General features: G+C 55.9%; 24 protein-coding genes. 7 read left to right on the forward strand and 17 right to left on the reverse strand.

Annotated features, from left to right (window positions below; genetic code table 11):
* The first annotated feature begins 34 nt into the window (after positions 1–34).
* Positions 35–541 carry an Rrf2 family transcriptional regulator gene (locus BJ887_RS07105; protein ID WP_014170178.1) on the forward strand — a complete coding sequence of 169 codons (507 nt, stop codon included), beginning with the start codon at positions 35–37 and terminating at the stop codon, positions 539–541.
* A gap of 43 nt (positions 542–584) precedes the next feature.
* On the opposite strand, the gene adhP is transcribed toward BJ887_RS07105, so the two are convergent.
* The 6 genes from adhP to BJ887_RS07135 form a co-directional block, all read right to left on the reverse strand.
* Positions 585–1,595: an alcohol dehydrogenase AdhP gene (adhP, locus tag BJ887_RS07110; RefSeq protein ID WP_025204137.1), complete on the reverse strand. Its 1,011-nt coding sequence runs from the start codon at positions 1,593–1,595 to the stop codon at positions 585–587.
* A 205-nt stretch (positions 1,596–1,800) separates the two neighbouring features.
* Positions 1,801–3,510, reverse strand: coding sequence for an ABC-F family ATP-binding cassette domain-containing protein (locus tag BJ887_RS07115; RefSeq protein WP_104440025.1), 1,710 nt, complete (start codon positions 3,508–3,510; stop codon positions 1,801–1,803).
* 323 nt (positions 3,511–3,833) lie between these two features.
* Positions 3,834–5,531: an NAD-dependent malic enzyme gene (locus BJ887_RS07120; RefSeq protein ID WP_020884079.1), complete on the reverse strand. Its 1,698-nt coding sequence runs from the start codon at positions 5,529–5,531 to the stop codon at positions 3,834–3,836.
* Positions 5,532–5,707: 176 nt separating this feature from the next.
* Positions 5,708–5,845: a stationary-phase-induced ribosome-associated protein gene (gene sra, locus BJ887_RS07125; RefSeq protein WP_013096533.1), complete on the reverse strand. Its 138-nt coding sequence runs from the start codon at positions 5,843–5,845 to the stop codon at positions 5,708–5,710.
* A gap of 95 nt (positions 5,846–5,940) precedes the next feature.
* The gene (bdm, locus tag BJ887_RS07130; protein WP_020884080.1) at positions 5,941–6,156 is read right to left on the reverse strand and encodes a biofilm-dependent modulation protein; all 216 of its coding nucleotides are present in this window, start codon (positions 6,154–6,156) and stop codon (positions 5,941–5,943) included.
* Positions 6,157–6,387: 231 nt separating this feature from the next.
* Positions 6,388–7,239 (reverse strand): Vmh family MBL fold metallo-hydrolase, encoded by an 852-nt coding sequence (locus BJ887_RS07135; RefSeq protein ID WP_121339652.1) that lies wholly within the window; start codon positions 7,237–7,239, stop codon positions 6,388–6,390.
* A gap of 111 nt (positions 7,240–7,350) precedes the next feature.
* Here BJ887_RS07135 and BJ887_RS07140 point away from each other — a divergent pair, with 111 nt between their 5' ends.
* Positions 7,351–8,226, forward strand: a complete 876-nt coding sequence (locus tag BJ887_RS07140; protein ID WP_020884082.1) for a LysR family transcriptional regulator — start codon at positions 7,351–7,353, stop codon at positions 8,224–8,226.
* A 23-nt stretch (positions 8,227–8,249) separates the two neighbouring features.
* Here the strand turns inward: BJ887_RS07140 and BJ887_RS07145 are convergent, their stop codons facing one another.
* Complete coding sequence (locus BJ887_RS07145; RefSeq protein ID WP_121339653.1) at positions 8,250–9,209, reverse strand: hypothetical protein; 960 nt, start codon at positions 9,207–9,209, stop codon at positions 8,250–8,252.
* A 127-nt stretch (positions 9,210–9,336) separates the two neighbouring features.
* On the opposite strand from BJ887_RS07145, the gene BJ887_RS07150 reads away from it, so the two are divergent.
* On the forward strand, positions 9,337–9,765 hold the full coding sequence (locus BJ887_RS07150) for an OsmC family protein (RefSeq protein ID WP_014170171.1): 429 nt from the start codon (positions 9,337–9,339) through the stop codon (positions 9,763–9,765).
* Between the two features lie 79 nt (positions 9,766–9,844).
* Here BJ887_RS07150 and BJ887_RS07155 read toward each other — a convergent pair whose 3' ends face one another.
* From BJ887_RS07155 to BJ887_RS07165, 3 genes are all read right to left on the reverse strand, one after another.
* On the reverse strand, positions 9,845–10,264 hold the full coding sequence (locus BJ887_RS07155) for a hypothetical protein (protein WP_063934311.1): 420 nt from the start codon (positions 10,262–10,264) through the stop codon (positions 9,845–9,847).
* Positions 10,242–10,634, reverse strand: a complete 393-nt coding sequence (locus BJ887_RS07160) for a polymorphic toxin type 44 domain-containing protein (RefSeq protein ID WP_121339654.1) — start codon at positions 10,632–10,634, stop codon at positions 10,242–10,244. Before BJ887_RS07160 ends, BJ887_RS07155 begins: the two co-directional genes overlap by 23 nt.
* Before the next feature lie 146 nt (positions 10,635–10,780).
* Entirely contained in the window at positions 10,781–11,686 is a 906-nt protein-coding gene (locus BJ887_RS07165) for a LysR family transcriptional regulator (protein WP_121339655.1), read from the reverse strand.
* 153 nt (positions 11,687–11,839) lie between these two features.
* Between BJ887_RS07165 and BJ887_RS07170 the strand changes: the two genes are divergently transcribed.
* Positions 11,840–12,589 (forward strand): SDR family NAD(P)-dependent oxidoreductase, encoded by a 750-nt coding sequence (locus BJ887_RS07170; protein WP_020884087.1) that lies wholly within the window; start codon positions 11,840–11,842, stop codon positions 12,587–12,589.
* Between the two features lie 26 nt (positions 12,590–12,615).
* Here the strand turns inward: BJ887_RS07170 and BJ887_RS07175 are convergent, their stop codons facing one another.
* From BJ887_RS07175 to BJ887_RS07205, 7 genes are read right to left on the reverse strand one after another with little or no spacing between them, the layout of a single operon-like run.
* Complete coding sequence (locus BJ887_RS07175; protein ID WP_025204144.1) at positions 12,616–13,548, reverse strand: ABC transporter ATP-binding protein; 933 nt, start codon at positions 13,546–13,548, stop codon at positions 12,616–12,618.
* Positions 13,541–14,527, reverse strand: a complete 987-nt coding sequence (locus tag BJ887_RS07180) for an ABC transporter ATP-binding protein (protein WP_020884089.1) — start codon at positions 14,525–14,527, stop codon at positions 13,541–13,543. The genes BJ887_RS07175 and BJ887_RS07180 overlap by 8 nt, the downstream gene beginning before the upstream one ends.
* The gene (ddpC, locus tag BJ887_RS07185; RefSeq protein ID WP_020884090.1) at positions 14,524–15,420 is read right to left on the reverse strand and encodes a D,D-dipeptide ABC transporter permease; all 897 of its coding nucleotides are present in this window, start codon (positions 15,418–15,420) and stop codon (positions 14,524–14,526) included. Before ddpC ends, BJ887_RS07180 begins: the two co-directional genes overlap by 4 nt.
* Positions 15,417–16,439, reverse strand: a complete 1,023-nt coding sequence (locus BJ887_RS07190) for an ABC transporter permease (RefSeq protein ID WP_121339656.1) — start codon at positions 16,437–16,439, stop codon at positions 15,417–15,419. Before BJ887_RS07190 ends, ddpC begins: the two co-directional genes overlap by 4 nt.
* Before the next feature lie 23 nt (positions 16,440–16,462).
* Complete coding sequence (locus tag BJ887_RS07195; protein ID WP_121339657.1) at positions 16,463–17,995, reverse strand: ABC transporter substrate-binding protein; 1,533 nt, start codon at positions 17,993–17,995, stop codon at positions 16,463–16,465.
* A 15-nt stretch (positions 17,996–18,010) separates the two neighbouring features.
* Positions 18,011–18,586 (reverse strand): D-alanyl-D-alanine dipeptidase, encoded by a 576-nt coding sequence (gene ddpX, locus BJ887_RS07200; RefSeq protein ID WP_121339658.1) that lies wholly within the window; start codon positions 18,584–18,586, stop codon positions 18,011–18,013.
* Between the two features lie 12 nt (positions 18,587–18,598).
* Complete coding sequence (locus tag BJ887_RS07205) at positions 18,599–19,453, reverse strand: MurR/RpiR family transcriptional regulator (protein ID WP_121339659.1); 855 nt, start codon at positions 19,451–19,453, stop codon at positions 18,599–18,601.
* Between the two features lie 266 nt (positions 19,454–19,719).
* Here BJ887_RS07205 and BJ887_RS07210 point away from each other — a divergent pair, with 266 nt between their 5' ends.
* The 3 genes from BJ887_RS07210 to BJ887_RS07220 all read left to right on the forward strand — a co-directional run bounded on the left by BJ887_RS07210 (position 19,720) and on the right by BJ887_RS07220 (position 23,501).
* Positions 19,720–21,201 (forward strand): carboxylesterase, encoded by a 1,482-nt coding sequence (locus tag BJ887_RS07210; RefSeq protein WP_121339660.1) that lies wholly within the window; start codon positions 19,720–19,722, stop codon positions 21,199–21,201.
* A gap of 93 nt (positions 21,202–21,294) precedes the next feature.
* Entirely contained in the window at positions 21,295–22,506 is a 1,212-nt protein-coding gene (locus BJ887_RS07215) for a diguanylate phosphodiesterase (RefSeq protein ID WP_229216815.1), read from the forward strand.
* Between the two features lie 89 nt (positions 22,507–22,595).
* A complete protein-coding gene (locus BJ887_RS07220; RefSeq protein WP_063924923.1) occupies positions 22,596–23,501 on the forward strand; it encodes an aminoimidazole riboside kinase in 906 nt (301 codons plus the stop codon).
* The last annotated feature ends 71 nt before the right edge of the window (positions 23,502–23,572 follow it).

Below are 23,572 nucleotides of genomic sequence, written 5' to 3' on the forward strand. Positions count from 1 at the left end.
ATAATGACCCAGATAAATAACTTCGGAGTTAACCATGGCGTTTTACAGTTCCGGTGTGGAATACGGCATTCACAGCCTGATGTGCATGGTGGATGCAAAAGGCAATGAGCGTGAGATGAGCGTCCGGGAAATGGCCGCCCTGCAGGGGGTGCCGTATGATTACCTGGGAAAAATCTTCACCCGTTTGTCACGTGCCGGGCTGGTGAGCAGCACGGAAGGTAAGGGCGGCGGGTTTAAACTGGCGCGCCCGGCGGAGTTGATCACCGTACTGGATGTGGCGCACGCCATTGACGGTGAGAAGAACATGTTTGAGTGTCGAGAGGTGCGTCAGCGGCTGGCGGTGTTTAATGAAACGCCTCCCGCCTGGGTGTGCAATGGCCCGTGTGGCGTACGTTCGGTCATGGACAGCGCACAGCAACGCATGGAAGAGGAGTTAGCGCGACATACCATTCTCGATCTGGCGCGCAAGATGTACCGCAAAGCGCCGGATACCTTTCAGATTGAGGTTCAGGAGTGGATTTCTGACCGGCGATCGTCGTAGTGAAATGCCGGGTAAGGCAAAACCGCCCCCCGGCAACCGGCGATTAAGAGCGTAAATCAATCACCATACGACCACGGATTTGACCCTGCTCCATCTCTTTAAAGATGGCATTGATATCTTCCAGCGGACGCATTGTCACTTTTGGCACCACTTTGCCCTCTGCCGCAAACTGGAATGCCTCCATCAGGTCCTGACGGGTTCCCACCAGCGATCCGACGACCTGAATGCCGTCCAGAACCAGGCGTGGAATATCCAGGCTCATCGCTTCCGGCGGCAGGCCCACGGCGACCACGCGGCCACCGGCACGCACGGCATCCACCGCTGAGTTGAAGGCTGCTTTTGCCACGGCAGTTACCACCGCGGCATGTGCGCCTCCGGTTTTCTCCTGAACAATTTTCGCTGCATCTTCGCTGCGAGAGTTAATGGTTAAATCTGCCCCCATGCTCGCGGCCAGTTTCAGCTGTTCATCGTTCACATCAATGGCGATGACCTTGGCGTTGAATACGTTTTTAGCGTACTGCAGCGCAAGGTTACCCAGACCACCAAGACCGTAAATCGCAATCCACTGGCCCGGCTTAATGTGGGACACTTTTACCGCTTTGTAGGTGGTGACCCCCGCGCAGGTGATGCTGCTCGCCGCTGCGGACTCCAGACCGTCCGGCACTTTTACCGCATAATCGGCGGTCACGATGCACTCTTCAGCCATCCCACCGTCCACGGAATAACCCGCGTTTTTCACATCCCGGCACAGGGTTTCGTTGCCGGTATTACAGTATTCGCAGTGTCCACAGCCTTCAAAAAACCATGCCACGCTCGCACGGTCGCCAATTTTCAGCGAGTTGACGCCTGGGCCAATCTCTTTAACGATCCCTATTCCTTCGTGACCCAGGATCACCCCGGTCTTATCGCCGAAATCACCGTTCTTCACGTGAAGATCGGTATGACATACGCCGCAGCATTCCATCTTCAGCAGGGCTTCTCCATGCTTAAGCGGGCGTAATGATTTTTCGGTGACATTGACCTGATGATCCTGAGTGACAACAGCAGCCTTCATATGTTTCTCCTTGTTCATGATGAGATTCTGCATAGCAGGTGTACTACTTCTTAAGGATTAATACTTAGGCGCGTTAATGCAAGGTGGCAGCAACATAATGTCATCATTTGATTCGATTTCGGATTAAGAATACAGCGATCCTCTAATAATCAGGGGGGGCGTTCAGAGGCAGAGCGACCCGGCGAGACGCTCGCCGGGCGCGGACTTACAGTTTTGCTTCTATCGCCTCAATCTCCTGGCGCCATTGCGCCTGCAACTGCGGCTTCTGGTGCTTCGGTTTGCGGGCCAGGTCTTCCTCCAGCAATGTCTCCAGCGCGATCAGCCGTTCAAGCAGGTCGTCAAACTGCGAAGGGCGATCGTGCTGTTGTTTCGGTGAACACGGCGATGTTATCAGGCCTGCACTTTCACGCAGCCGTTCAAAGACCGCTTCGGCGTCATGCCATTCACTCAGCCTGCCGTCCTCAATCAGCCAGAAACGGTTGCAGCTTTGGCTGATTAATTGACGATCATGGCTGACCAGCAGCACGCCACCTTCAAATTGCTGCAGGGTTTCTGTCAGCGCCTCTTTGCCTTCCATGTCCAGATGGTTGGTCGGTTCATCCAGCATCAGCAGGCTATAGCGCGCTAACGTCAGGCCAACAAACAGCAGGCGAGAGCGTTCTCCACCGCTGAGCGTACTGACTTTCTGACCGTGACGTGGCCACGCAAAGCCGGCACCGATCAGGGCCATCTTGCGATTCTGCGGATCGGGTGCAAACGGCTCCAGTGCGTCGAACAGCGATGCAGCGTCCGGGAGCTGGTTCAGCGTCTGGTCATAATAGCCAGGCGATACGCGGGGATGGAGTTTCAGCCCATCGTCAGCCTGCTCGCCGCGAAAATGCCGCCAGATCAGCTTCATCAGGGATGATTTACCGCAGCCGTTACGTCCAACGATGGCTACGCGATCGCCGCTTTTGAGACGCGCGATGTCAATATTAAACAGCGCAGGCAGCCCGGGCGCCGGCGGCACCGCGAGGTTTTCCAGCTCCAGCAGACGGTCGGCCCGTAGCGCGTCGCCGCGCAGGGTTAATGTCCACTGACTTCCCGCCGTGACCTCCGTCTGGCTCTCTTTCAGCCGTTCAACCTGCTTTTCCATCTGTTTCGCTTTGCGGGCCAGGTCTTCGTTGTCGTAGACTTTGCCCCAGGTCGCCAGTCTTTTTGCGCTGGCCGCGACGCGGTCGATCTCCTTTTGTTCTGCCTTGTGGCGCTGCGCATCACTTTCGTCTTTCGCATCCAGCGCTTTGCGTGCGGCGGTGCAGGGAAGGGCAAAGTAATGCAGCATCTTATCGCGCAGGATCCAGCTGCCGTTGGTCACGGCATCCAGCAGCTGCCTGTCATGTGAAACCAGCACAAAGCTGCCTGACCAGGCCTGTAAAAACTGCTCCAGCCAGAGCATGGTGGGTAAATCGAGGTGGTTACTCGGTTCATCCAGCAGCAGCAGGTCCGGCGCATTAATCAAAGCCCGCGCCAGCAGCAGACGCGTATGTTGCCCGCCGCTCAACGTTGCCGAGGTTAATGTCCAGTCCTGCGGCGTAAAGCCCATACTCGCCAGCAGCGTTTCCGCTTTCCAGCGCAGGCTCTCGCGTTCAGCCGCAGGCAGTTGTGCCAGCACGGCATCCAGCATGCTCAGGGGATAAATCCCGTCCGGCAGATGTTGTTCTACGCGCGCCATGATGCAGTGCCCGGCCAGCGCGACCGTTCCGGCGGCAGGCGTGTCCGTACCGTCCAGCACCTTCAGCAGCGTGCTTTTACCGCAGCCGTTGTCGCCCAGCAGACCGATGCGATCGCCTTTTTTCAGCGTAAAGGAGAGCGAGTCGAAGAGCGTACCAAACGCCGTATCAACACGTAGAGATTGTGCAGTGAGTAAAGTGCTCATTGTTGCTTACCCAAGAGTTACAGGCATGTTTATGCCTCGTCAAACATCGCTGACGATAACTCAGTAAGCCCGAGAGAAGGGATTTCAGGGGTTGGTGTCTTCGCTCAAGCAGAAGTTATCGCAGCACGATACCGATAACGCTTGAGCTGGTGCGATCACCAAATGTATGTGAAACATTGAAAATTTCACAGTACAGCATAATTGGCCTCCTTATATATTCAGTAGGTTAATGGATGAAGGCAGTGTAGCGGGGATTTTACGGCCCGGCAAGCGCGGGCAGAATGGCAGGCCGGGAGGCATGATTGCCTGACCCGGCCTGTTCTTTAGATAGACGTTCTGCGATAGCTGCGGTATTCCGGCATCCAGAAGTTGTCGTCAATGGCCTGCTGCAGCGCATCGGCGGAGGTTTTCACCGCCACGCCTTGCTGCTGTGCCATTTTTCCTACTGCGAAAGCGATCGCGCGGGACACCTTATGAATGTCTTTCAGCTCTGGTAACACCAGGCCTTCACCGTTATTCACCAGCGGTGAGTGTTTCGCCAGGGTTTCGCTGGCGGACATCAGCATTTCATCGGTAATGCGTGACGCACCGGACGCGATAACCCCCAGACCAATCCCCGGGAAGATGTAGGAGTTGTTGCACTGCGCGATCGGATAGGTTTTATCCTTCCACACCACCGGGTCGAACGGACTGCCGGTTGCCACCAGTGCGTTACCTTCGGTCCAGGCGATGATGTCCTGCGGTGTTGCTTCTACACGGGAAGTCGGGTTAGAGAGCGGCATCACGATAGGGCGTTCACAGTGCTTGTGCATTTCGCGAATAATCTCTTCGGTGAAGAGGCCGGTTTGCCCGGAAACGCCGATAAGAATGTCCGGCTTCACGTTGCGCACCACGTCCAGCAGGGAGAGCACCTCGTTGTCGGTATCCCAGTTTTTCAGGTTCTCACGTTTCTGAACCAGTCGGGTCTGGAACGGCAGGAGGTTAGGCATACCGTCGGTCAGCAGGCCGAAACGGTCAACCATATAGACACGGGAACGGGCCAGTTCTTCACTCAAGCCCTCGCGCTGCGTCTGAGCAATAATCTGCTCGGCAATACCGCAGCCCGCAGAGCCTGCGCCCAGGAAGACGATTTTCTGGTAGCTCAACTGGCTGCCTGCCGCACGGCTGGCGGCGATCAGCGTCCCAACGGTCACGGCGGCGGTGCCCTGAATGTCGTCGTTGAATGAGCAGATGTCATCGCGGTAGCGATTCAGCAGCGGCATGGCGTTCTTCTGCGCAAAGTCTTCAAACTGCAGCAGCACGTTCGGCCAGCGTGCCTTAACGGCCTGGATAAAATCATCAACAAACTGATAATACTCATCGTCGGTAATGCGCGGATGACGCCAGCCCATGTACAGCGGATCGTTGAGCAGCTGCTGGTTGTTGGTACCCACATCCAGCACTACCGGCAGGGTGTACGCCGGGCTGATACCCCCACAGGCGGTGTACAGGGAGAGCTTACCGATAGGGATCCCCATTCCGCCAATGCCCTGATCCCCGAGGCCGAGAATACGTTCCCCGTCGGTCACAACAATGACCTTGATGTTGTGGTTCGGCACGTTCTGCAGAATATCGTCCATATTGTGGCGGTTCTGATAAGAGATGAATACGCCGCGGGAACGACGGTAGATCTCAGAGAAACGTTCACACGCCGCACCCACCGTTGGGGTGTAGATCACCGGCATCATCTCTTCGAGGTGGTTCTGAACCAGGCGATAGAAGAGGGTTTCATTGGTGTCCTGAATGTTACGCAGGTAGATGTGCTTGTCGATTTCAGTCTTGAAACCCTGATACTGGATCCACGCACGTTCAGCCTGTTCTTCAATGGTTTCCACCACTTCGGGCAGCAGACCAAGCAGGTTGAAGCTGCTGCGCTCTTCCATGCTGAAGGCGCTGCCTTTGTTGAGCAGGGGGAATTCCAGTAAAACCGGACCGGCATAAGGGATATATAAGGAACGATGTTTTTTCAGTTTGTTGTCCATGTCACTCACTCTTTTTTTGAAGATCCGTCCCTGACACTGCTGTTTGTCATCTTTCTGGCCTGTGCGGTGGGGTGCGGTCAGGCGGTATTATAAAGGAGCTAAATGTTAATTACCGCAACACATAAACAAAAACACCATCGGTTTTGCCGATGGTGTTCAGGATCTCTTACTGGAACTTACTTGCCAGCGTGGCGTTTTCTGCCGGTGGCATGGGTGACTTGCGTTTCACTGTCGCCCTCAATCACCACTTTACGTTGGTTAGAAAGCTTGTAGTTCAGTCCCAGAATATGGCGTGCCTGACGGTTCGATTTCATCTTTACTCCTCAATCCTGTTGATAGTTTTAAGGACAAGTTTGCTTACGCAAACGAAATGTAACCCCTTAGGTTGCAGATCCAGCTTAGCAGGTTTTTACAAAGAGGCATTCTGTCCACTGACCACGTAGTTAATGGTCTGTTGGTAGATGTCACTGAGGATGTCATTGTCTGTGGATTCCACCCATTTGGTCAGTTCCATCAAAATGTCATCTTCAGTCACAGCACCGTGTTCGGCGTGAAGACCTTGTGCGATTGCGTTAACGAGTTCAGGTTGTGCTGCTGCAGTATTTGCCGGGTAATAAGTAAACATGCTGCCTCCGTGTCGTTGTCTGTGTAATGGTACGGCTCGCAAAAAATGTAATTCACAAACAGAATGGCAAATATTTCCCTTACTGTGTCTAAGATTCATCTTAGAAATAAAAATGACATAAGTGCATGCTTTTAGACACTTTTAGAAATGGAGGAATAATAACAGGGGACGAGGGGGGAAATTTTGATGCTGCTCCTGCTATCCGAGAAAATAGCAGGAGCAGAGATTAATTTACCATTTCATTTCGCCGGTATTCACTTTCGCACTTAATTCCAGCGAGCTCTCTTCGGCCAGGCCCGGATACGCTTTTTTCATGGCGCTAATGACGCCAGCAGAATCTTTGTGATTAGCCAGCGTCTGCTCGAACCGCTGCAGATATTCACGGGTAAAATCGATAGCGCCGGTACCTGACGGTGGCGTCCCCAGATAGTGACCCGGGATCACGCGCTCAGGTTTGTGCGCCGCCATGTTTTCCAGCGTGTCCTGCCACTGCTGGCGACGCGCCCGGGTCTGGGTATCGGCCGTCCACAGATGGATGCCCCATGAAACGCCCGTGCCGCCAAGAATCGTCTTCGCTGACGGGATCCAGACATAGGCCGCGTAGCTGTCTGGCTGTTCAATATCGATTTTCTCACCATCAACCATAAACGTGGTGGAGGTCAGCACCTGGGGAACGATCAGCGTTGTTGGCGCGCCGTCTTTCATCTGTGGGCCCCAGAAGGCCAGCTTGGCATCCTTGGTGGCCTTGATATGGTCAACCACCTGCTGAGTCGCCACGACTTTCGCATTCGGGAATGCTTTAACCAGCGGTTGCAGACCAAAGTAGAAGTCCGGATCGCCGGAGGTGATCACAATCTTGTTCAGGGTTTTACCGCTGCGGCGAATTTTCTCCACCAGTGCTTCACCGTCTTTCACGCTGAACTGCGCGTCAAACAGGACGGCCTCTTTCGTGCCGGACACCAGCGTCGACGAGACCGCAAAAATGCCTTTCTCCTGCGGGTTCCAGGTATCAATGGTCAACGGTGCGGCAAAGACCGCCGGCGTGAAGAGGGTGCATAGCAGTGCAAGGCGAGTGAGCTTCATCATCATGTCTCTTTTTATCAGGAAAGACCCTATTGTACCGAACTCTACATTTGCCAGAATTCCTGAAACAAGACATGCTTAGTTTCATAAATCGAGCAAATGGAGCGTTATATGGATCGCGTTATTGCCGCACAGGTCTATAACCGGATTTGCGAGCTGGGAAGTTTGAGTGCCGCAGCCCGTGCGCTGGGCATTTCCCGGCCCATGGTAAGCCGTTATCTTGAGCAGATGGAGAAGTGGGCGGGGACCCGCCTGGTGAACCGCTCAACGCGTAAGCTGACGCTGACCGCAGCAGGGGAAAAGGTACTGCAGAAAACGCGTACCCTTTCGCAACTGTCGCAGGAGATTGAAGGCCAGTCGGAGAAAGATTTACCTTCCGGCACCTTACGGGTAGCCTGCGCGCACTTTACCGCCATGCACATGATTGCGCCGGTACTGCCCGGGCTGCTGGCGCGTTATCCGCAGCTCAGAATTGAACTGGATGTGAATAACCATCCCGTGAGTCTGGTGGGCGAGCGTATTGACGTAGCCGTGCGAATTACCGATAACCCGGAGCCGGGGATGATTGCCCGCAGGCTGGGCGAGTGCCGTTCGGTGCTTTGCGCCTCGCCGGACTATCTTGCGCAGCACGGCACGCCCGTGACGCCTGAGGATTTGGCGCAGCACAATTGTCTGCATTACAGCTTCTTTGCGGGTCAGTCGTGGCATTTTGTGACGCTGGAAGGCGAAAGCGTGAGCGTCGCGGTGAGCGGCAATCTTAGCGCCAGCATCTCGTCGTTGTTGATGGACGCGGCGGTTAAACATTGCGGTATTGCAATGCTGCCCGAGCACGAAGCGCAAGGGGCGCTCGAGCAAGGACTGCTGGTCCCGGTGCTAACAGACTTAGTCCCTAAGCCGCTCGCCATTCACGGGATTTACCAGTCGCGGGAATATCAGCCTGCGGCCCTGCGCGTCTTTCTTGATGAAATTGCAGGGCATCTGAACTGATGCCCGCGCAGTGAGCCTGTGGCTTATTTCGTCGTCAGCCAGGGCGACGTCGTGCTCCAGAAAATAATATCTGCGGCGAGATACGCTTCTGCGAACTGAACAAATTCATCTTTGGTGAAGGGCTTGCCGGTAGCCGGGTTTCGGTAGGTGAGCGTGGGCTCCTGAACGGCCATGGCGACCAGCGGCAGTTTGTTTTTATACTGGTTAAAGAACGGATAGGCGTTTTTCATTTGCGCCTTGCGGTTGGGAACAATATCCGGTCCGCCAAGCCCGATATTATGGGCACTGGCGTATTCAAACAGCCGCCCCATGTAATTATGGTCATTGTTCCATTCACACGGCCAGAAGTTCACATATTGTACGACATGGGATTGCGTGAAAACCTTTCGCGCAAAGGCGAGGTTTTCCATTTCTCCGGCAAAATAGTTGTCGCACGAAAATCCTGTCGGCGGCTTTTTCTCATCAAGGTCAATCGCGGTTTCCGGTAAGTTCACACCATAAACCTGGCCATCAAAACGCTTCGCCAGGGCTGCCAGTAAGGCCTGATACCGTTCACGCACGGCAGGATCCCACTGCCGGGCTACCCAGCCTGAACCTGTTGGTTTCCCTTCACCAGGGTTGTCAAACTGCGGAGAAATACCGCCGCTGTACTTCGTGTCTGCCATCAGATAATCAGGGACATACCGGGCATCTTTTTCGAAGAAGCGATCCTGAATTTGAATAAACAGCTTTTTATCGCTGGCCTTCAGGCGCGCCAGGTCTCGCTCTATGGGTGAGAAGTCATATCTGTCTTTCTCAGGCTCCAGTGCACGCCAGTTATAAACAATCTGCGCGCCACCGATATCACGACGGGCGATAAACGCGGCGGCGGCATCAAGGTCGCCCGAGCTGGTATAGATAAAATTCTCCGGCGTGCTGGCAAAGAGGGGGAGCGTCACGGCGAGCGTGGTCAGTGCCACGACAAGCCTGGTGTTTAGCATCATAGGCCTTTCCCTTTTGATGGTTCGAAGTGATGTATCGAATCAGCGCCAACCAGAATACTCTGTGTTCCAGGACGCGTCAGATCTCTGGTCTATACTTAACCCTTTGTAAGCCAAAAGGAGAGCAAGAATGACAATTCATAAGCACGGTTCAGCACACTGGTCTGGCGATATTAAACGCGGAAAAGGAACTGTTTCTACCGAGAGCGGCGTTCTCAATCAACAGCCTTACGGCTTCAACACCCGTTTTGAAGGCGAAAAAGGGACCAACCCGGAAGAACTGATTGGTGCCGCACACGCAGCCTGTTTTTCGATGGCACTGTCGCTGATGCTGGGTGAAGCAGGCTACACCGCCGATTCCATTGATACCACCGCCGACGTGTCACTGGATAAAAAAGAGGGCGGTTTCGCCATTACGAAGGTCGCACTGCAGAGCAAGGTTACTGTCCCTGGCATTGACCCTCAGCAGTTCGATGGCGTTATTCAGAAAGCGAAAGCCGGCTGCCCGGTTTCCCAGTTGCTGAACGCGGAAATCACGCTGGATTACACGCTCAATTAAACCAAAGCTCATTAAAAGCCCTCATGCGCGCAGCTGTGCGCATGAGGATAGGTGTAATTTGTGGGTAGCAAAAGGAACCTTAACGCGTGCCGGTTGCGTTAAGGCTGATAATGGGCATGATGGCCACATTACCTGCGTAAAAGAGATCTGAATTCGTAAACGAATAAACACGCCCGCTGAGGTTTACATTGACGTGAGAGCCGTAGCCAGAGATTTTGGCGTCGCCAGTGTCAGCTACCATAAAGGGTGAGCGTTTCTTCAGGTGCTCCAACAGATTATCCTGCAGTTTTGTGTCCAGGTAATAGCGATAAACATCTGAAACCGTCGCACCCCCGCCTTTGTACTTTGTAACGTACAAATAGACCTCGGGTGTAATTTGTTGTTGTGAGTAAAGGTCATCATCCGGTGGCTGGTTTGCAAAATACTGAAACCCTACAAAAACCAGCAGCGCGGCAGTTAGCGCTCTGTGCAGCCACTTAATAACCGTGCTGTTTGGCATAATCTATTCCCTGTTTAATCCAAAACTGGTCATGAGGGTCATCCCCATAAGGTAACTCACCGTACCATGTTCCCCATTGCGGCTTCGACGTTCCCGCCCGGCTTTGTGCAAAACCCGCGCCCATATACAAGGTTGCTTCTGGTATCCCTGCTGCAAACCCGGCGGCCCCATAATTAAAATTATCAAAATTAGCCAGGTCACGGCGTTGCTGTTTGTAATCCCACGGGCCACGATTTTTGACCTGTTGATAGAACCAGTAATAGGTTTGCGGTAGCGCCATATTCCGCCCTGCGCCATGCGTGCTAGCTTCACGCATATTGCTATCAATTAACCTTGTGCCTCCACTCGGCATTTGTGGCAATACAGCCATAACGTCATCCTTAACGTTTGATTTTTGGTTAGATATCAAATCATTATCCGCAACAGGTCAATAAAAACGCTGAATTAAAGGATAGAAATAAATGCATTAGCACCGGATTTTCATGGATTATAAAGTTTATCCGTATTTTGCTCCGGCTATCCCTTCAGCGCGGCAGGAAACACCTCTGCCAGCCAGTCGATAAACACTCTCAGTCGATGTGTCAGATGCCGGTTCTGCGGATAAACCACATGAAACGGATAAGCGTCAGGTCGCCAGTCGCTAAGAATTTCAGTTAACGTCCCCGCCTGTAAATGCCTTTTTGCCGAATACTGAAACGTCTGAATAATGCCTAAACCTGCCACCGCCGCCGCCAGATGAGCGTTGCTTTCATTGACCCCAAGGAAGTGCGGAATACTTATCTCCAGCTTTTCCCCCTTTTCCCTGAAGCGAAACGGGAACGCCCGACCGGTGACGGGAGAAAGGTAGCTAATCAGCTTATGGCCATTGCACAGTTCCCGCGGATAGGCCGGTACGCCATGATGTTTTAAATAATCGGACGTCGCGCAGGTGACCATTTCAGCGTCGCCCAGATGGCGGGCAATAAGGGATGAGTCGTCCAGAGGGCCGCCGCGGATCACGCAGTCAACGTTACCGCTGATCAAATCCACGGGCCGGTCGGCCACGCCAAGGTCGATGCGTATTTCCGGGTAACGCTGCATAAAATCCGGGAGCAGGGGGATCAGCACGTCGCGCGCGGTTGAACCGCCCACATCCACGCGCAGATGGCCTTTCGGCGTCGCGCGAGAAACGCGAAACGACGTATCGATATCTTCAATATCAATCAGCACCCTGAGCGCTTTTTCATAGTACCCGGCACCTTCCGGTGTGGTGACTACCCGTCGTGTCGTGCGGTGTAAAAGCCGGATCTCCAGGTGCGCTTCGAGCGATTTCACCAGCTTGCTCAGGGTGGCGATAGGCATATTCAGAGAATCAGCCGCACGCGTAAAACTTCCGGTTTCCACCACCCGCGTAAATGCGCGCATTGCCATGAGCTGGTCCATTCGTACTCCGGATTATTTCCACCTGTGAATAGTGATTTTCATTTTTGCCCGTTTTTCATTAATCCTGCAACCGATAGAGTTTATTCAACGCAAGCGAAAACCTCTTCAACCGTTTTTGCGGGCATCCTGAAAACATGATTAAAGGTGAATAGTATGAATACGTCTCTCGCAGGTAAAATTGCCCTGGTTACGGGCGGTAGCACAGGTATCGGTCTCGCCACCGCGCAGGAACTGGCGGCCCAGGGCGCGAAGGTCTACATCACCGGACGTCGTCAGGCGGAGCTGGACGCTGCCGTTGCACAAATTGCCACCGCGGCGGTCGGCATTCGTGCGGACGTCTCTCAACTTTCCGACCTCGATAAAGTCTATGCGCAGATTGCAAAAGACGAAGGGCGTCTGGATATTCTGTTTGCCAATGCGGGGGGGGGCGACATGCTGCCGTTAGGCGCTATCACTGAAGAGCAGTTTGATCGCATCTTTGCAACCAACGTTCGCGGTGTACTGTTCACCGTGCAAAAAGCGTTACCGCTGTTATCAGCCGGATCGTCGATCATTCTGACCGGATCCACGGTATCCATTAAAGGAACCGCAAACTTTAGCGTATACAGCGCCAGTAAAGCCGCCGTGCGCAACTTTGCCCGTTCGTGGGCGCTGGATTTGCAGGGGCGCGGTATTCGCGTCAACGTGGTGAGCCCGGGGCCCATCAAAACCCCAGGGCTGGGTGACCTGGTGCCGGAAGAACATCGTCAGGGGCTGTATGACGCGCTGGCCGCCCAGGTGCCGCTGGGACGCTTAGGCGCGCCGGGGGAAGTGGGGAAAGCGGTGGCGTTTTTGGCCTCAGATGCAGCAAGCTTTATCAACGCCACCGAACTGTTTGTCGACGGTGGAATGGCGCAAATTTAAACGTGAAACAGCGCCACCCTGCGTGGCTACTCGCTCAGATTGCGCCAGCAGCGCACGCTACAGCCCTCAACTGAAGGCTGTAGCGACTGTGGATGTTCGCATCCTTGCGCTGCCTGCGGACAGCGGTCCCGGAAATAACAGCCGGTGGGAAGGTGACGATTGCCAGGAAGCTCTGTTTTACGCAGCGCCAGGTTTTCATCCAGTGGTTCACCGGTTCTGGGGACGGAATCAAGCAGCAGCCGGGTATAGGGATGGCGCGGCCTGACAAGCACCTGATCGGTGGTACCCAGCTCCACGATCTGGCCCAGATACATCACCGCCACACGATCGCTCATGTGTCTGACCACCGAGACGTTATGTGAGATCAACACATAGGTGAGGTTCCGTTCCTGCTGCAGTTTTACCAGCAGGTTGAGGATTTGCGCCTGCACGGAAATATCCAGCGCGCTGGTGGGTTCGTCGAGCACGATGATGTCTGGATTGGACGACAGCGCCCGGGCGATAGCAATGCGCTGGCGCTGCCCGCCTGAAAAGGCATGCGGTAACCGGTCAAGATATTCCGCACGAATACCCACCTGCATCGCCAGCGTCTCTGCAAGCTGGCGCCGTTCGCGTTCACTGCTGCGTTTTTGCACCCACACCGGCTCGGTGATGATGCGCCACACCGGTAAACGCGGGTCGAGGGACGAGAGCGGGTCCTGAAAAACCATCTGCATGCCGCCCGCGTGATGCGTCCGCTGATAGTCGCCGGTGCTGGGCCTGAGCATGCCCATCAATAGCTGTGCCAGCGTGCTTTTCCCGCAGCCGGATTCCCCAACAATGCCCAGCGTTTCGCCGCGACGGATCTGCAGGTCCAGCCCATTGAGGGCATGCACCTGTTCCGTGACGCGGCCCAGCCAGTTTTTGCGCGCGGGAAAGTTGACATGCACGCTATCCAGTTCAAGCAAAATGTCAGACATGGTGTTTCTCCCGTTGCGGGTACCAGCAGGCAGCCATCTGGCCCTCTGCACCATTAGGAAGCAAGCGCGGTGCCTCACCGCATTTCGTCCCGGCGGCAAAGCAGCGCTCGCGGAACGCGCAGCCTTGTGGAAGCTGGCTGAGATTAGGCACCGTGCCGGGAATGGCCGGAAGCAGCTCGCGCGGCGCACCGTTTTCAGGTGCACATTGCAACAGGCCGATGGAGTAGGGATGAACGGGATGGTGGATCAGCGTTTGCGTGGCACCGCTCTCAATTACGCTTCCCGCGTACATCACATACATCCGGTCACAGAGCTGGGAAACCACGGCCATATCGTGGCTGATAAACAGCACCGAGGTTCCGCTGGCCCGCGCCTTGTGCTTCAGCAGACGCAGTACCTGCAGCTGCACGGTCACATCCAGCGCCGTGGTCGGCTCGTCGGCGATGATAAGTTCAGGCTCGCAGGAGAAGGCAAGGGCGATCATCACTCGCTGACGCATGCCGCCGGAGAGTTCAAACGGATAACGCGCCATCACCGCTTTCGCGTCCGGGATTTGCATCTCCTCCAGCAGGGCAATCGCTTTTTGCTGCGCCGCGCGACGGTCGAGCGGCTGATGCTGGCGGATCACCTCCACCATTTGCTTACCAATCCGTCGCGTTGGGTTCAGGGCGGTCATGGGCTCCTGAAAAATCATCGCCACTTTTGCCCCGCGCCACTGGCGAAGCTGTTTTTCCGATGCGGTCAGAACATCTTCTCCCAGCAATGTCACCTGACCGTGATGAATTCGGTAGCTGCCTTCCGGCAACAGGCGCATGGCGAGCATGGCGGTAACTGACTTCCCCGACCCCGACTCGCCCACTACGCCGACAATCTCACCCCGTTTAATCTCCAGCGAGACGTGGTTCAGCGCATGAACCTCACCGCGGTATATCGGGAAACTCAGATGTAAATCCTCGATGGTTAAAACCGAGTCGGTCATGACTGTTTCCCTCCTGATTTCGGATCCAGCAGGTCGCGGATGCCGTCACCAAAAAGATTAAAGCCCACGGCGGTAATCAAAATGGCCGCGCCAGGAAAAGCGCAATACCACCACTGGTCAAGTACATAATTGCGCCCTACGGCAACCATCGCGCCCCATTCGGCGGTGGGTTGCTGTGCGCCCAGACCGATAAAGCCCAGCGTGGCGGCCATCAGAATGGCGCTGCCAATATCCAGCGAAGCCTGCACAATCAGCGGCGGCAGGGCGTTGCGCAGAATATGCCAGCTGATTAAATGCCAGCGTGATGCGCCGAAGGTGCGGGCCGCCTGAACATAGGTAAACTGGCGCACGACAAGGGTTTGCCCGCGAGCCAGACGCACGTAAAACGGAATACGTACAATCGCGATGGCGAGCATTGCGTTAAACAGGCTCGGCCCCAGCGCCGCCGCCAGCGCCATGGTCAGCACCAGCGAGGGAATGGAGAGCATAACGTCCATAATGCGCATAATAATGGCGTCGCCGCGCCCGCCCAGCACGCCAGACAAACAGCCCAGAAGCGAGCCAATACCGCCCGCAATCACCACGACGGCCAGCCCCGCGCTGATCGACTGCTGGCTGCCGGCGAGCACCCGGCTGAACAGATCGCGGCCAACCTCATCGGTGCCAAACCAGTGTTCGGCAGACGGAGCCTGCAGACGCGCGGTCAAATCCAGCGCATTGGGGTCATGCGGCACAATCCACGGTGATGTCACCATCAGCAGGAGCATCAGGATCATGATCGCGGCGCCAATCAGCGTGAGGGGGCTTTTACGCAGCATCCAGAACAGTTTTGCCCAGTTGATACCTGCTTTCGCTGTTTTAACCGGGACGGGCGTTTCCTGAGTCAACATCATTCGGCACCTCCGCGCCCGATTCGCGGGTCAACCCACAGATAGAGCAGATCGACCACCAGATTAACCAGCACATAGGCCAGTGAGACCACTACCGCGAAGCCCATGACGGCAGGGAAATCGAGTGCCTGAATAGAGGTGACGACCCAGGCGCCCATTCCCGGCCAGGCAAAGACGGTTTCGGTGAGGACTGCGCCATACAGCAGATCGCCCAGTGCCAGTCCGAGCACGGTAATCGACGGGATCATCGCATTGGGCAGGGCATAGCGCAGCACGATGTACCAGCCGGGCAATCCGCTGGCGCGTGCGGTTCGTATGTAATCTTCACTGAGCTGCTCCAGCATGGCCGAGCGAACCTGACGCGCCACAATGCCGAGATGAACAAATGCCAGCGTCAGTGAAGGTAAAATCAGATGCTGCAGGGCATTGAAAAAGACCTCCCCGTTGCCTTCCAGCAGCGCATCAACGAGATAAAAGCCGGTAACGCGCGTCGGTGGATCGAGCCAGTCGTCAAGCCTTCCGCCGCCCGGCAGAAGTTGCAGATGCCCGTAGAAGAGGACAATCACCCCCAACCCAAGCCAGAATGCGGGCGTTGAAATGCCCGTCATCGCCATTAACCGCACCAGATGATCCAGCCAGCGGTCGCGGTAGACCGCCGATAAAATCCCCAGCGGCACGCCGATAACCAGCGCCAGCAGCAGGGAACAAAAAGCCAGCTCCAGGGTAGCCGGGAAAAAGGCCTTCAAATCTTCCGCGACCGGACGTCCGGTGCGGATAGAGGTGCCTAAATCGCCATGGGCCAGGGCATCCACATAGCGACCAAACTGGATATACAGCGGTTGATCCAGCCCCAGCTGCTGGCGGATGCCTTGCACAATGTCGTCGCTGGCGCGGTCTCCGGCCAGCAGGCGGGCCGGATCGCCGGGGATCAGGTGTGAAATAATAAAGGTGATGATACAGACACCGGCCACCACCAGGATTAACCCCCAGCAGCGCTGGCGCACAATGCTCCAGAACGTCATACACTTTCCCCCGGCGAGAACCGTTATTTACTCATGGTGGCGATGTTAAATACCTGCTCCAGCATTGGATTAAAGGTGAAGCCTTTCACCTCTTTGTTCATCGCCAGCTGGTAGTTCTTCTGGAACAGATACACGTAGGCCGCCTCGTCGATCACCACCTTCTGCGCCTGCTGGTAATCGTGGGTACGCTCCGCCTGATCGGTGGTTTTCAGGGCCGCCTTCAGCAGAGCGTCGACCTCTTTGTTCTCGTAAAACGAGCGGTTACCCGGCAACCCTTTTTTGTCCGACTCAAACCAGTAGTTCATGAACATGTACGGGTCGGCAAAGTCCGGACTCCAGTTGCCAATGGCGATGTCATAGTCACCTTTACCGACGCGATCGCGCATGGTGGCGTTAGCCAGTTTTTCCAGCTTCACGTTGATGCCGATCTTGCCGAGGCTCGCCTGCGTGGACAGGGCGATCGGCTCCCAGTTGGGGTCGTTGTCTGAATAGAGGAATGTCAGGCTTGTCGGCTTGTCTTTGACTTTCTCCAGCGCGGCTTTGGCTTTGGCCTCGTCAAAGTTGTACTGCATTGCCGTGGCGTCAAACCCCCACATGCCGTCCGGTATCGGGCCGCGCATCTGTTTACCATTGCCGCTCAGGATGCCTTTCACCATCCCCTGATAATCCGTTGCCCAGGAGACGGCCCGACGTAAATCCACCTGATTGAGCGGGGCTTTGCTGTTATTCAGATAAAGATAGGTCACGCGCAGGGACGGATATTCCACCACCGCCACTTTGCCTTCTTGCTTAAGGGCTGAAAGCTGATCGACGGGCAGTGAATCGGCGATATCCAGATCGCCACGGGAAAGCTGCAGGCGGCGTGAAGCGCTTTCACCAATAATTTTCACCGAAACGCGCTTGAAGTGCGGCTTCTCACCCGCCCAGTGTGGATTCGGAACGAGCACCAGCTGCTGACCTTTCTGCCAGCTTTTCAGCATGAAAGGCCCGGACCCGGCGGTGTTTTGCGCTAAATAACCGCGTGCATCATCGGCAGCGTTCGCCTTTAGCACCGCCGGGTTAACGATCGACGCACCGTCGTTGGCCAGGGTGTAGAGGAACGGGGCAAACGGCTGGCTGAGGGTGAATTTCACCGTGTGCGGATCGACCGCATCAATTTTGAGATCTTTCGGGAACGCTTCAGACGGCCCCTGGCTAAGCTTCAGCAGACGTTCAAAGGAGAGTTTTACCGCCTCGGCAGTAACCGGTGTGCCATCGGCGAATTTTGCGTTATCGGTAAGGGTAAAGGTCCACTCTTTCTGATCCTCTGACGCTTTCCAGCCCGTTGACAGGTCGCCCTCCACCTCGGTGGAGCCTGGCTTGTACTTCACCAGATGCTGATAGGCGGGGTAGGTCACCGTCCAGTCGTTGTTATCAATGGTCACCGCCGGGTCGAGCGTTTGCGGGTCGGCCGCTTTCCCGATCACCAGCATATCTTTCGGGACGGCAGCCAGCGCAACCGGGGCGCTGAGTGCCAGCGAGGCGGCGATCAGGGTAGTAAGAAGCGTTGTTTTCATGGCAGTGCTCCAGTTTTAAAGAGGGGTGTGCGTCAACGGGAAACAGGCAAAACGATCGTCAAGCAGGGGATAGCTGGCCGCGTTCGGCAGCTCGAAGTGCCACCATTCGCTGCTGATCCCCACAAAGCCGCCACCGGACATGATGGCGTTAAGCAGCAGTCGATTGCGCTGCGCGTGCGGCGGCACGGACGGGTGCCAGGCATGCGAGCGGTCGTGCATTTCGTCAAAACCGGCCCCCATATCCAGCACGGTGTTCTGTCCGTCCATCAGCGTAACGTCGATGGCCGTCCCGCGGCTGTGGTTGGAACCAATCGCCACATCAACCACGTATTCCGGGTTCGGGCAGGCATCCCACAACTGAGCCTGCGCTTCCTGCGGGCGATAAGCGTCGTAGACCACCAGCTTCAGCCCGGCCAGTGCGGCGATGCTGATGGCTTTCGCCAGCGCGGTGGCCGCATCGGTATGCAGCAGGCACAGCGCCTCCTGATAAATCGGACGACCCGTGATGTTGTCGGCTGTGGCGTATTTCAGATCGATATGCAGCGCAGGGAAGGTCTTCGCCACATCAATCAGTTCACTCTCTGGGGGCATAGCTCCGCTCCTTTAGCGTTCGAATTGACCAAACTCTTGTTGTAATTGCCGGTTTACCGCCAGCCGCGGTGGAAGGGCATCACCCAGCGCTTCCACGACACCTGACAGCAGCAGGTTGAACAGACAGCTCACAGGTGCCAGCGAATCCCAGAAATGGCCGGTTTCGGTTTTCACCTGCAGTAAATCAAGCGGGTAATCCCGCGCCCACGGGCACCAGATATCGGTAATCAGGGCCAGCGAAATACCTTTTTCGCTGGCGACCCGACAGTACTGCCGCGCAATGGTGGAATAGGTGCGGGTATCGGTCAGCACCACGTAGGGGTGGGCGAAACCGGAGTTCAGGGATTCAACCCAGCTGCCGGACGCGCCTTCGGCGTAGCTGACGCGCGGGCGAAGGTACTCAAGATGACTGAAGAAGGCGTTGGCTATCCCGCGTGTCGACTGGATCCCCAGCACAAAAACCGCATCCGCGTGGGCAAGCTGATGAACCACCTGGCGAAATGCGTCGGTGTGCGCCAGCTGATAAACCTGAGTGATGGCATCCACCTCCAGCGACAGAGAGTGCTGAAGGCGGTTGGGCAGAGGGGACTGCTGCTGCCAGGAGTCCAGCCGCTCGTTCATACCCCAGGGCTGATGCGGGTCGCGCAGGCTCTTTTTGGCATCTTCCAGATTGCGGTAGCCGAGTTTTCGCAGAAAGCGTCCCACGGTAATGCCGCTGGTGCCGGTCGCCAGACCCACGCTTTCAGCCGTTTCAAACGGGATCTGTGCGGCATGCGCAAGCAACCAGCTCGCCACCCGCTTCTCGCTGGGGGTCATCTGGCTGAAAGTGGCTTCAATACGGCTCAACACCTCGGGTTTCGTCGTCATACCGCCTCGCTGTTAACAGGCTGTCAGTCATCAGGTTTGTGTTATTTGATTAACAATGCATGACGCGTGCCATGTCCACATCGCGACGGGATGCCGCTGTGCTGCAAACTTTATGCAATATTTAGTTAACCAATGATCAACATTTGTGCAGCGTAGTTCACTTTTGGTGCACTGGCTGAGCGTGGAGGTATGAATTTCGTGAATACGTCAGCGTCTTCACATTTTTGATAAGATAGAGACAACGTAAATATGAAAGGGATCCCGGCATGGCGAACTTGCCCTGGCGTATCAGCGTGCGCCTGATGGCGCTCGCAAAGAAAATGGCGATGATCGCAGGAGGGGTACTGATCGTCCTGCTCGCGGTTCGGGTTTATCTCTCGCAGCAGGGGCCGGAACTGCATCTCTGGCATACCTGGCGGGCAGATGAGATGTCCGTACGCGAGATAGATAAGGCGAATTTTGCCCAGTATGTCGCCCGGGAAAACGCCATTTTCACCGATCTGGATAACGCGGTAACGCGCAAAACCCAGGGTGAGGAGCGCACGCCGTTAAACCGCTACTACCGTCAGAGCCTGGTTTGGCCCGGTAAATTTTCACCCGATGCCAACCGCTCCTTTGTGCTGATGCCTGCCGGAACGCCACGCGGCGCGGTGGTGTTGCTGCACGGGCTAACAGATTCGCCTTACAGTGTCCGGCATCTTGCTCGTGATTATCAGCAGCACGGTTTTGTGGCGGTGGTTCCACGCCTGCCCGGTCACGGCACCGCGCCCGGCGCGCTGACGAACGTTGACTGGGAGAGGTGGCTGGCGGCGACGCGCCTTGCCGTGCGCGAAGCCACGCGGCTGGCAGGAGACAATGTTCCCCTGCATCTGGTGGGTTACTCCAACGGTGGGGCGCTGGCGATGAAATATGCCCTTGATGCGCTGGACACGCCTGTGCTTCGCAAACCGCAACAGCTCATTCTGCTCTCGCCAATGATTGGCGTTACGGCGTTCGCCCGGTTTGCAGGATTGGCCGGATTGCCGGCGATGTTACCGCCGTTTGCCAAAGCGGCATGGTTAAACATCTCGCCGGAATATAACCCGTATAAATACAACTCCTTCCCGGTCAATGCGGCGCGCCAGTCATGGCTCTTGACCCACGCCCTGCAGGAGCAAATGGGGCGGGATGCCCGGGAGCACAGACTGGACCAGTTGCCACCGGTACTCGCATTTCAGTCGGTGATGGATTCAACGGTCAGCACCCGCGCCGTGGTCACCGGGTTATTTGACCAGCTTCCGGCGAACGGCAGCGAGCTGGTTGTATTTGATATCAATCAGGCCGCCAGCTTCCGTCCTCTCTTTAAACCGTCGTCGTGGGCGGCGACCTCTGAGTTACTGCCTGTGGCGAAAAGACGTTACGGTGTCACGATTATTACCAATGCCAGCGCGGACAGTTTCGCCGCGGTGGCGAAAATAACCCCGGCGGGAGGCACCGATGAGACCGCGGTACCGCTGGCGATGTCCTGGCCGCAGGAGGTCTATTCACTGTCGCATGTCGCCGTGCCGTTCCCGCCTGATGACGATCTCTATGGCCGACATCCTGCGGAGAAAAACCGCTATGGCATTAGCCTCGGCACGATTGCGCTGTGGGGGGAAACCTCCGTGCTGAGCGTAGGCAAAGACGCGTTAATGCGGGTGACGTCGAACCCGTTTTATGCCTACATGCAGGCGAGGATTGACAGACGCATCGGGGATGAGAAAAAGTAGCCTCTCCCGCAAGGGGTTAATCTGTTAGGTCGCGCAGATGAAGTATGTTAAACAGTAATGTCCAACGCATACCTCTTATCGGAACACGTTTTTGTGCTGACTACTCTTATTTACCGCAGCCAGTTGAATTTATCCTGCCGATCCGCCGAACTCCAGGCGCTGGTTGAACAGGCCAGGACGCGCAATGCCGGGTTGAATATTACCGGCGTTCTTCTTTCAAAAGGCGATAATGTCCTGCAACTCCTCGAAGGCTCGGAAGAGAGTGTGGTAAGGCTGTTTCAGAAGATCCGTGAGGATAAGCGGCACAGCGGCGTGGTTGAGCTTATGCGGGATTACGGCCCCCGCAGACGTTTTGAGAATGTCGGTATGCTGCTGTTTGACCTGCAGAACCAGTCGCCGAAAGACGTTCTGCAGTCGGTACTGCACTACAGCAAACTGGACAGTTATCTGACATCTGACGATCGGGTGTTTAAATTTATTCAGACGTTTATTACCGGCAAACGACCGGCCCCGTCGGGGGCGCGTTTTGCCCCGGAGAAATGGACGCTCTCGCGTGAGAAATCGCCGTTTGGCGAGAGTCTGGGTCTGCTGGACAGACAAACCTGCCAGTTCGCCCTCCAGCCCATCGTCGAACCGCTGGAAGGGAAAATCAGTTCACTTGAAGCCCTTATCCGCGGTAATGACGGGGGAAGCCCGGAGCATTTTTTCAGCCGCCTCGATCAGGACAAAATCTATGAAGTCGATCTCCAGACCAAAGCCTGGGCTTTTGCGCTGGCCGACAAACTGGGGATCGGGAGCCATAAAATCGCGGTAAATCTTCTCCCGATGTCGCTGGTTAAAGTGCCTGGCGCCGTGGAGTTTCTGGTTGAACAGATTAAACAACATGGGCTTCAGCCGGAGCAGGTGGTCATTGAAGTGACCGAAAACGAGATGATTTCCGGGTTCAACAAGTTCAATAGCGCCATTAAACACCTGCGCGCTGAAGGTATTGGCCTGGCGATCGATGATTTCGGTTCGGGCTACGCCGGGCTTTCACTGCTGACCCGATTCCAGCCGGATAAAATTAAAATTGACCGCGAAATTGTTAGCAATATTCATCTCAGTGGGCCAAAACAGGCGATTGTGCGCTCGATAGTCAGCTGCTGCACCGACCTTGAAATCACCCTGGTGGCGGAAGGCATCGAGAAGCTGGAAGAGTGGTGCTGGCTTGAATCTGCCGGGATCCGACGTTTTCAGGGCTTTCTGTTTGCCCGTCCAGCGCTGAATGGCGTAGGCGATATTAGCTGGCCACACCTGGTGCGTTAAGCCATTTTTCCTTCCGTATTATTTCCCCGTCGTCCTGCCTGTGCTTAAATAGCTAAAACGGTTTAACATTGTTTAGCTGAGAGGATCACATGCAAAAAATCTGGGTACTTGGCGATGCGGTAGTGGATTTATTACCGGAGGGAGAAGGCCGGTTGCTGCAATGCCCCGGCGGCGCGCCGGCGAACGTGGCGGTCGGTATTGCCCGTCTGGGCGGGAAAAGCGCCTTTATCGGCAGGGTCGGCGACGATCCTTTCGGTCGCTTTATGCATAAAACGCTGGCTGACGAGCAGGTTGACGTAAACTGGATGCGTCTCGACCCGGCACACCGCACGTCAACCGTGGTCGTGGACCTGGACGAACAGGGCGAACGCTCTTTCACCTTTATGGTTCGCCCGAGCGCCGATCTGTTTCTGGCGTCAGCCGACCTGCCGCCCTTTAGCGCAGGAGAGTGGCTGCATGTCTGTTCCATTGCCCTGAGCGCTGAACCGAGCCGTTCTGCAACGTTTCAGGCCATGAACGCGGTCAGGGAAGCGGGGGGTTATGTCAGTTTCGACCCCAATATTCGCCCGGATCTCTGGCCGGATGAGGACGACCTGCGCCGCTGCCTCGAACAGGCGCTGCAATGCGCTGACGTCGTCAAACTCTCCGTCGAAGAACTGGCTTTTCTAACCGCCGACCTTGGGGTCACGGAAGGGCTGGCCGCGCTGATGCGCCGCTGTCCGGCCCGGCTGGTTCTGGTCACTCAGGGCAAAGACGGGGTCATCGCCTGGCATGACGGAACAATGAAGCATTATCCGGCAACCCCCGTTGAATGCGTGGACACCACCGGCGCAGGTGATGCCTTCGTGGCGGGACTGCTTTATGGACTGGCTTCCGCTGGGAGTATCGACAGCCACGATCTTCCACGCGTGATCGCATTAGCCCAGCGCTGCGGCGCGTTAGCCACCACGGCTAAAGGGGCGATGACCGCGCTGCCTTATCACCCGCAACTGTAATTCCTCCCGCAACGGGCCGTCTGTCGACGGCCTGAATTGTCGCCTCGATCACACTTACTAAATCGGTTTAG

This window comes from Enterobacter sp. WPR_3_1, from assembly GCF_003635055.1.
Classification (GTDB): domain Bacteria; phylum Pseudomonadota; class Gammaproteobacteria; order Enterobacterales; family Enterobacteriaceae; genus Enterobacter; species Enterobacter ludwigii.

Bases quoted from the DNA above. Each gene is read 5' to 3' on its own strand.
- BJ887_RS07105 (WP_014170178.1), top strand. From the start codon at position 35: ATGGCGTTTTACAGTTCCGGTGTGGAATACGGCATTCACAGCCTGATG.
- adhP (WP_025204137.1), bottom strand. From the start codon at position 1,595: ATGAAGGCTGCTGTTGTCACTCAGGATCATCAGGTCAATGTCACCGAA.
- BJ887_RS07115 (WP_104440025.1), bottom strand. From the start codon at position 3,510: ATGAGCACTTTACTCACTGCACAATCTCTACGTGTTGATACGGCGTTT.
- BJ887_RS07120 (WP_020884079.1), bottom strand. From the start codon at position 5,531: ATGGACAACAAACTGAAAAAACATCGTTCCTTATATATCCCTTATGCC.
- sra (WP_013096533.1), bottom strand. From the start codon at position 5,845: ATGAAATCGAACCGTCAGGCACGCCATATTCTGGGACTGAACTACAAG.
- bdm (WP_020884080.1), bottom strand. From the start codon at position 6,156: ATGTTTACTTATTACCCGGCAAATACTGCAGCAGCACAACCTGAACTC.
- BJ887_RS07135 (WP_121339652.1), bottom strand. From the start codon at position 7,239: ATGAAGCTCACTCGCCTTGCACTGCTATGCACCCTCTTCACGCCGGCG.
- BJ887_RS07140 (WP_020884082.1), top strand. From the start codon at position 7,351: ATGGATCGCGTTATTGCCGCACAGGTCTATAACCGGATTTGCGAGCTG.
- BJ887_RS07145 (WP_121339653.1), bottom strand. From the start codon at position 9,209: ATGATGCTAAACACCAGGCTTGTCGTGGCACTGACCACGCTCGCCGTG.
- BJ887_RS07150 (WP_014170171.1), top strand. From the start codon at position 9,337: ATGACAATTCATAAGCACGGTTCAGCACACTGGTCTGGCGATATTAAA.
- BJ887_RS07155 (WP_063934311.1), bottom strand. From the start codon at position 10,264: ATGCCAAACAGCACGGTTATTAAGTGGCTGCACAGAGCGCTAACTGCC.
- BJ887_RS07160 (WP_121339654.1), bottom strand. From the start codon at position 10,634: ATGGCTGTATTGCCACAAATGCCGAGTGGAGGCACAAGGTTAATTGAT.
- BJ887_RS07165 (WP_121339655.1), bottom strand. From the start codon at position 11,686: ATGGACCAGCTCATGGCAATGCGCGCATTTACGCGGGTGGTGGAAACC.
- BJ887_RS07170 (WP_020884087.1), top strand. From the start codon at position 11,840: ATGAATACGTCTCTCGCAGGTAAAATTGCCCTGGTTACGGGCGGTAGC.
- BJ887_RS07175 (WP_025204144.1), bottom strand. From the start codon at position 13,548: ATGTCTGACATTTTGCTTGAACTGGATAGCGTGCATGTCAACTTTCCC.
- BJ887_RS07180 (WP_020884089.1), bottom strand. From the start codon at position 14,527: ATGACCGACTCGGTTTTAACCATCGAGGATTTACATCTGAGTTTCCCG.
- ddpC (WP_020884090.1), bottom strand. From the start codon at position 15,420: ATGATGTTGACTCAGGAAACGCCCGTCCCGGTTAAAACAGCGAAAGCA.
- BJ887_RS07190 (WP_121339656.1), bottom strand. From the start codon at position 16,439: ATGACGTTCTGGAGCATTGTGCGCCAGCGCTGCTGGGGGTTAATCCTG.
- BJ887_RS07195 (WP_121339657.1), bottom strand. From the start codon at position 17,995: ATGAAAACAACGCTTCTTACTACCCTGATCGCCGCCTCGCTGGCACTC.
- ddpX (WP_121339658.1), bottom strand. From the start codon at position 18,586: ATGCCCCCAGAGAGTGAACTGATTGATGTGGCGAAGACCTTCCCTGCG.
- BJ887_RS07205 (WP_121339659.1), bottom strand. From the start codon at position 19,453: ATGACGACGAAACCCGAGGTGTTGAGCCGTATTGAAGCCACTTTCAGC.
- BJ887_RS07210 (WP_121339660.1), top strand. From the start codon at position 19,720: ATGGCGAACTTGCCCTGGCGTATCAGCGTGCGCCTGATGGCGCTCGCA.
- BJ887_RS07220 (WP_063924923.1), top strand. From the start codon at position 22,596: ATGCAAAAAATCTGGGTACTTGGCGATGCGGTAGTGGATTTATTACCG.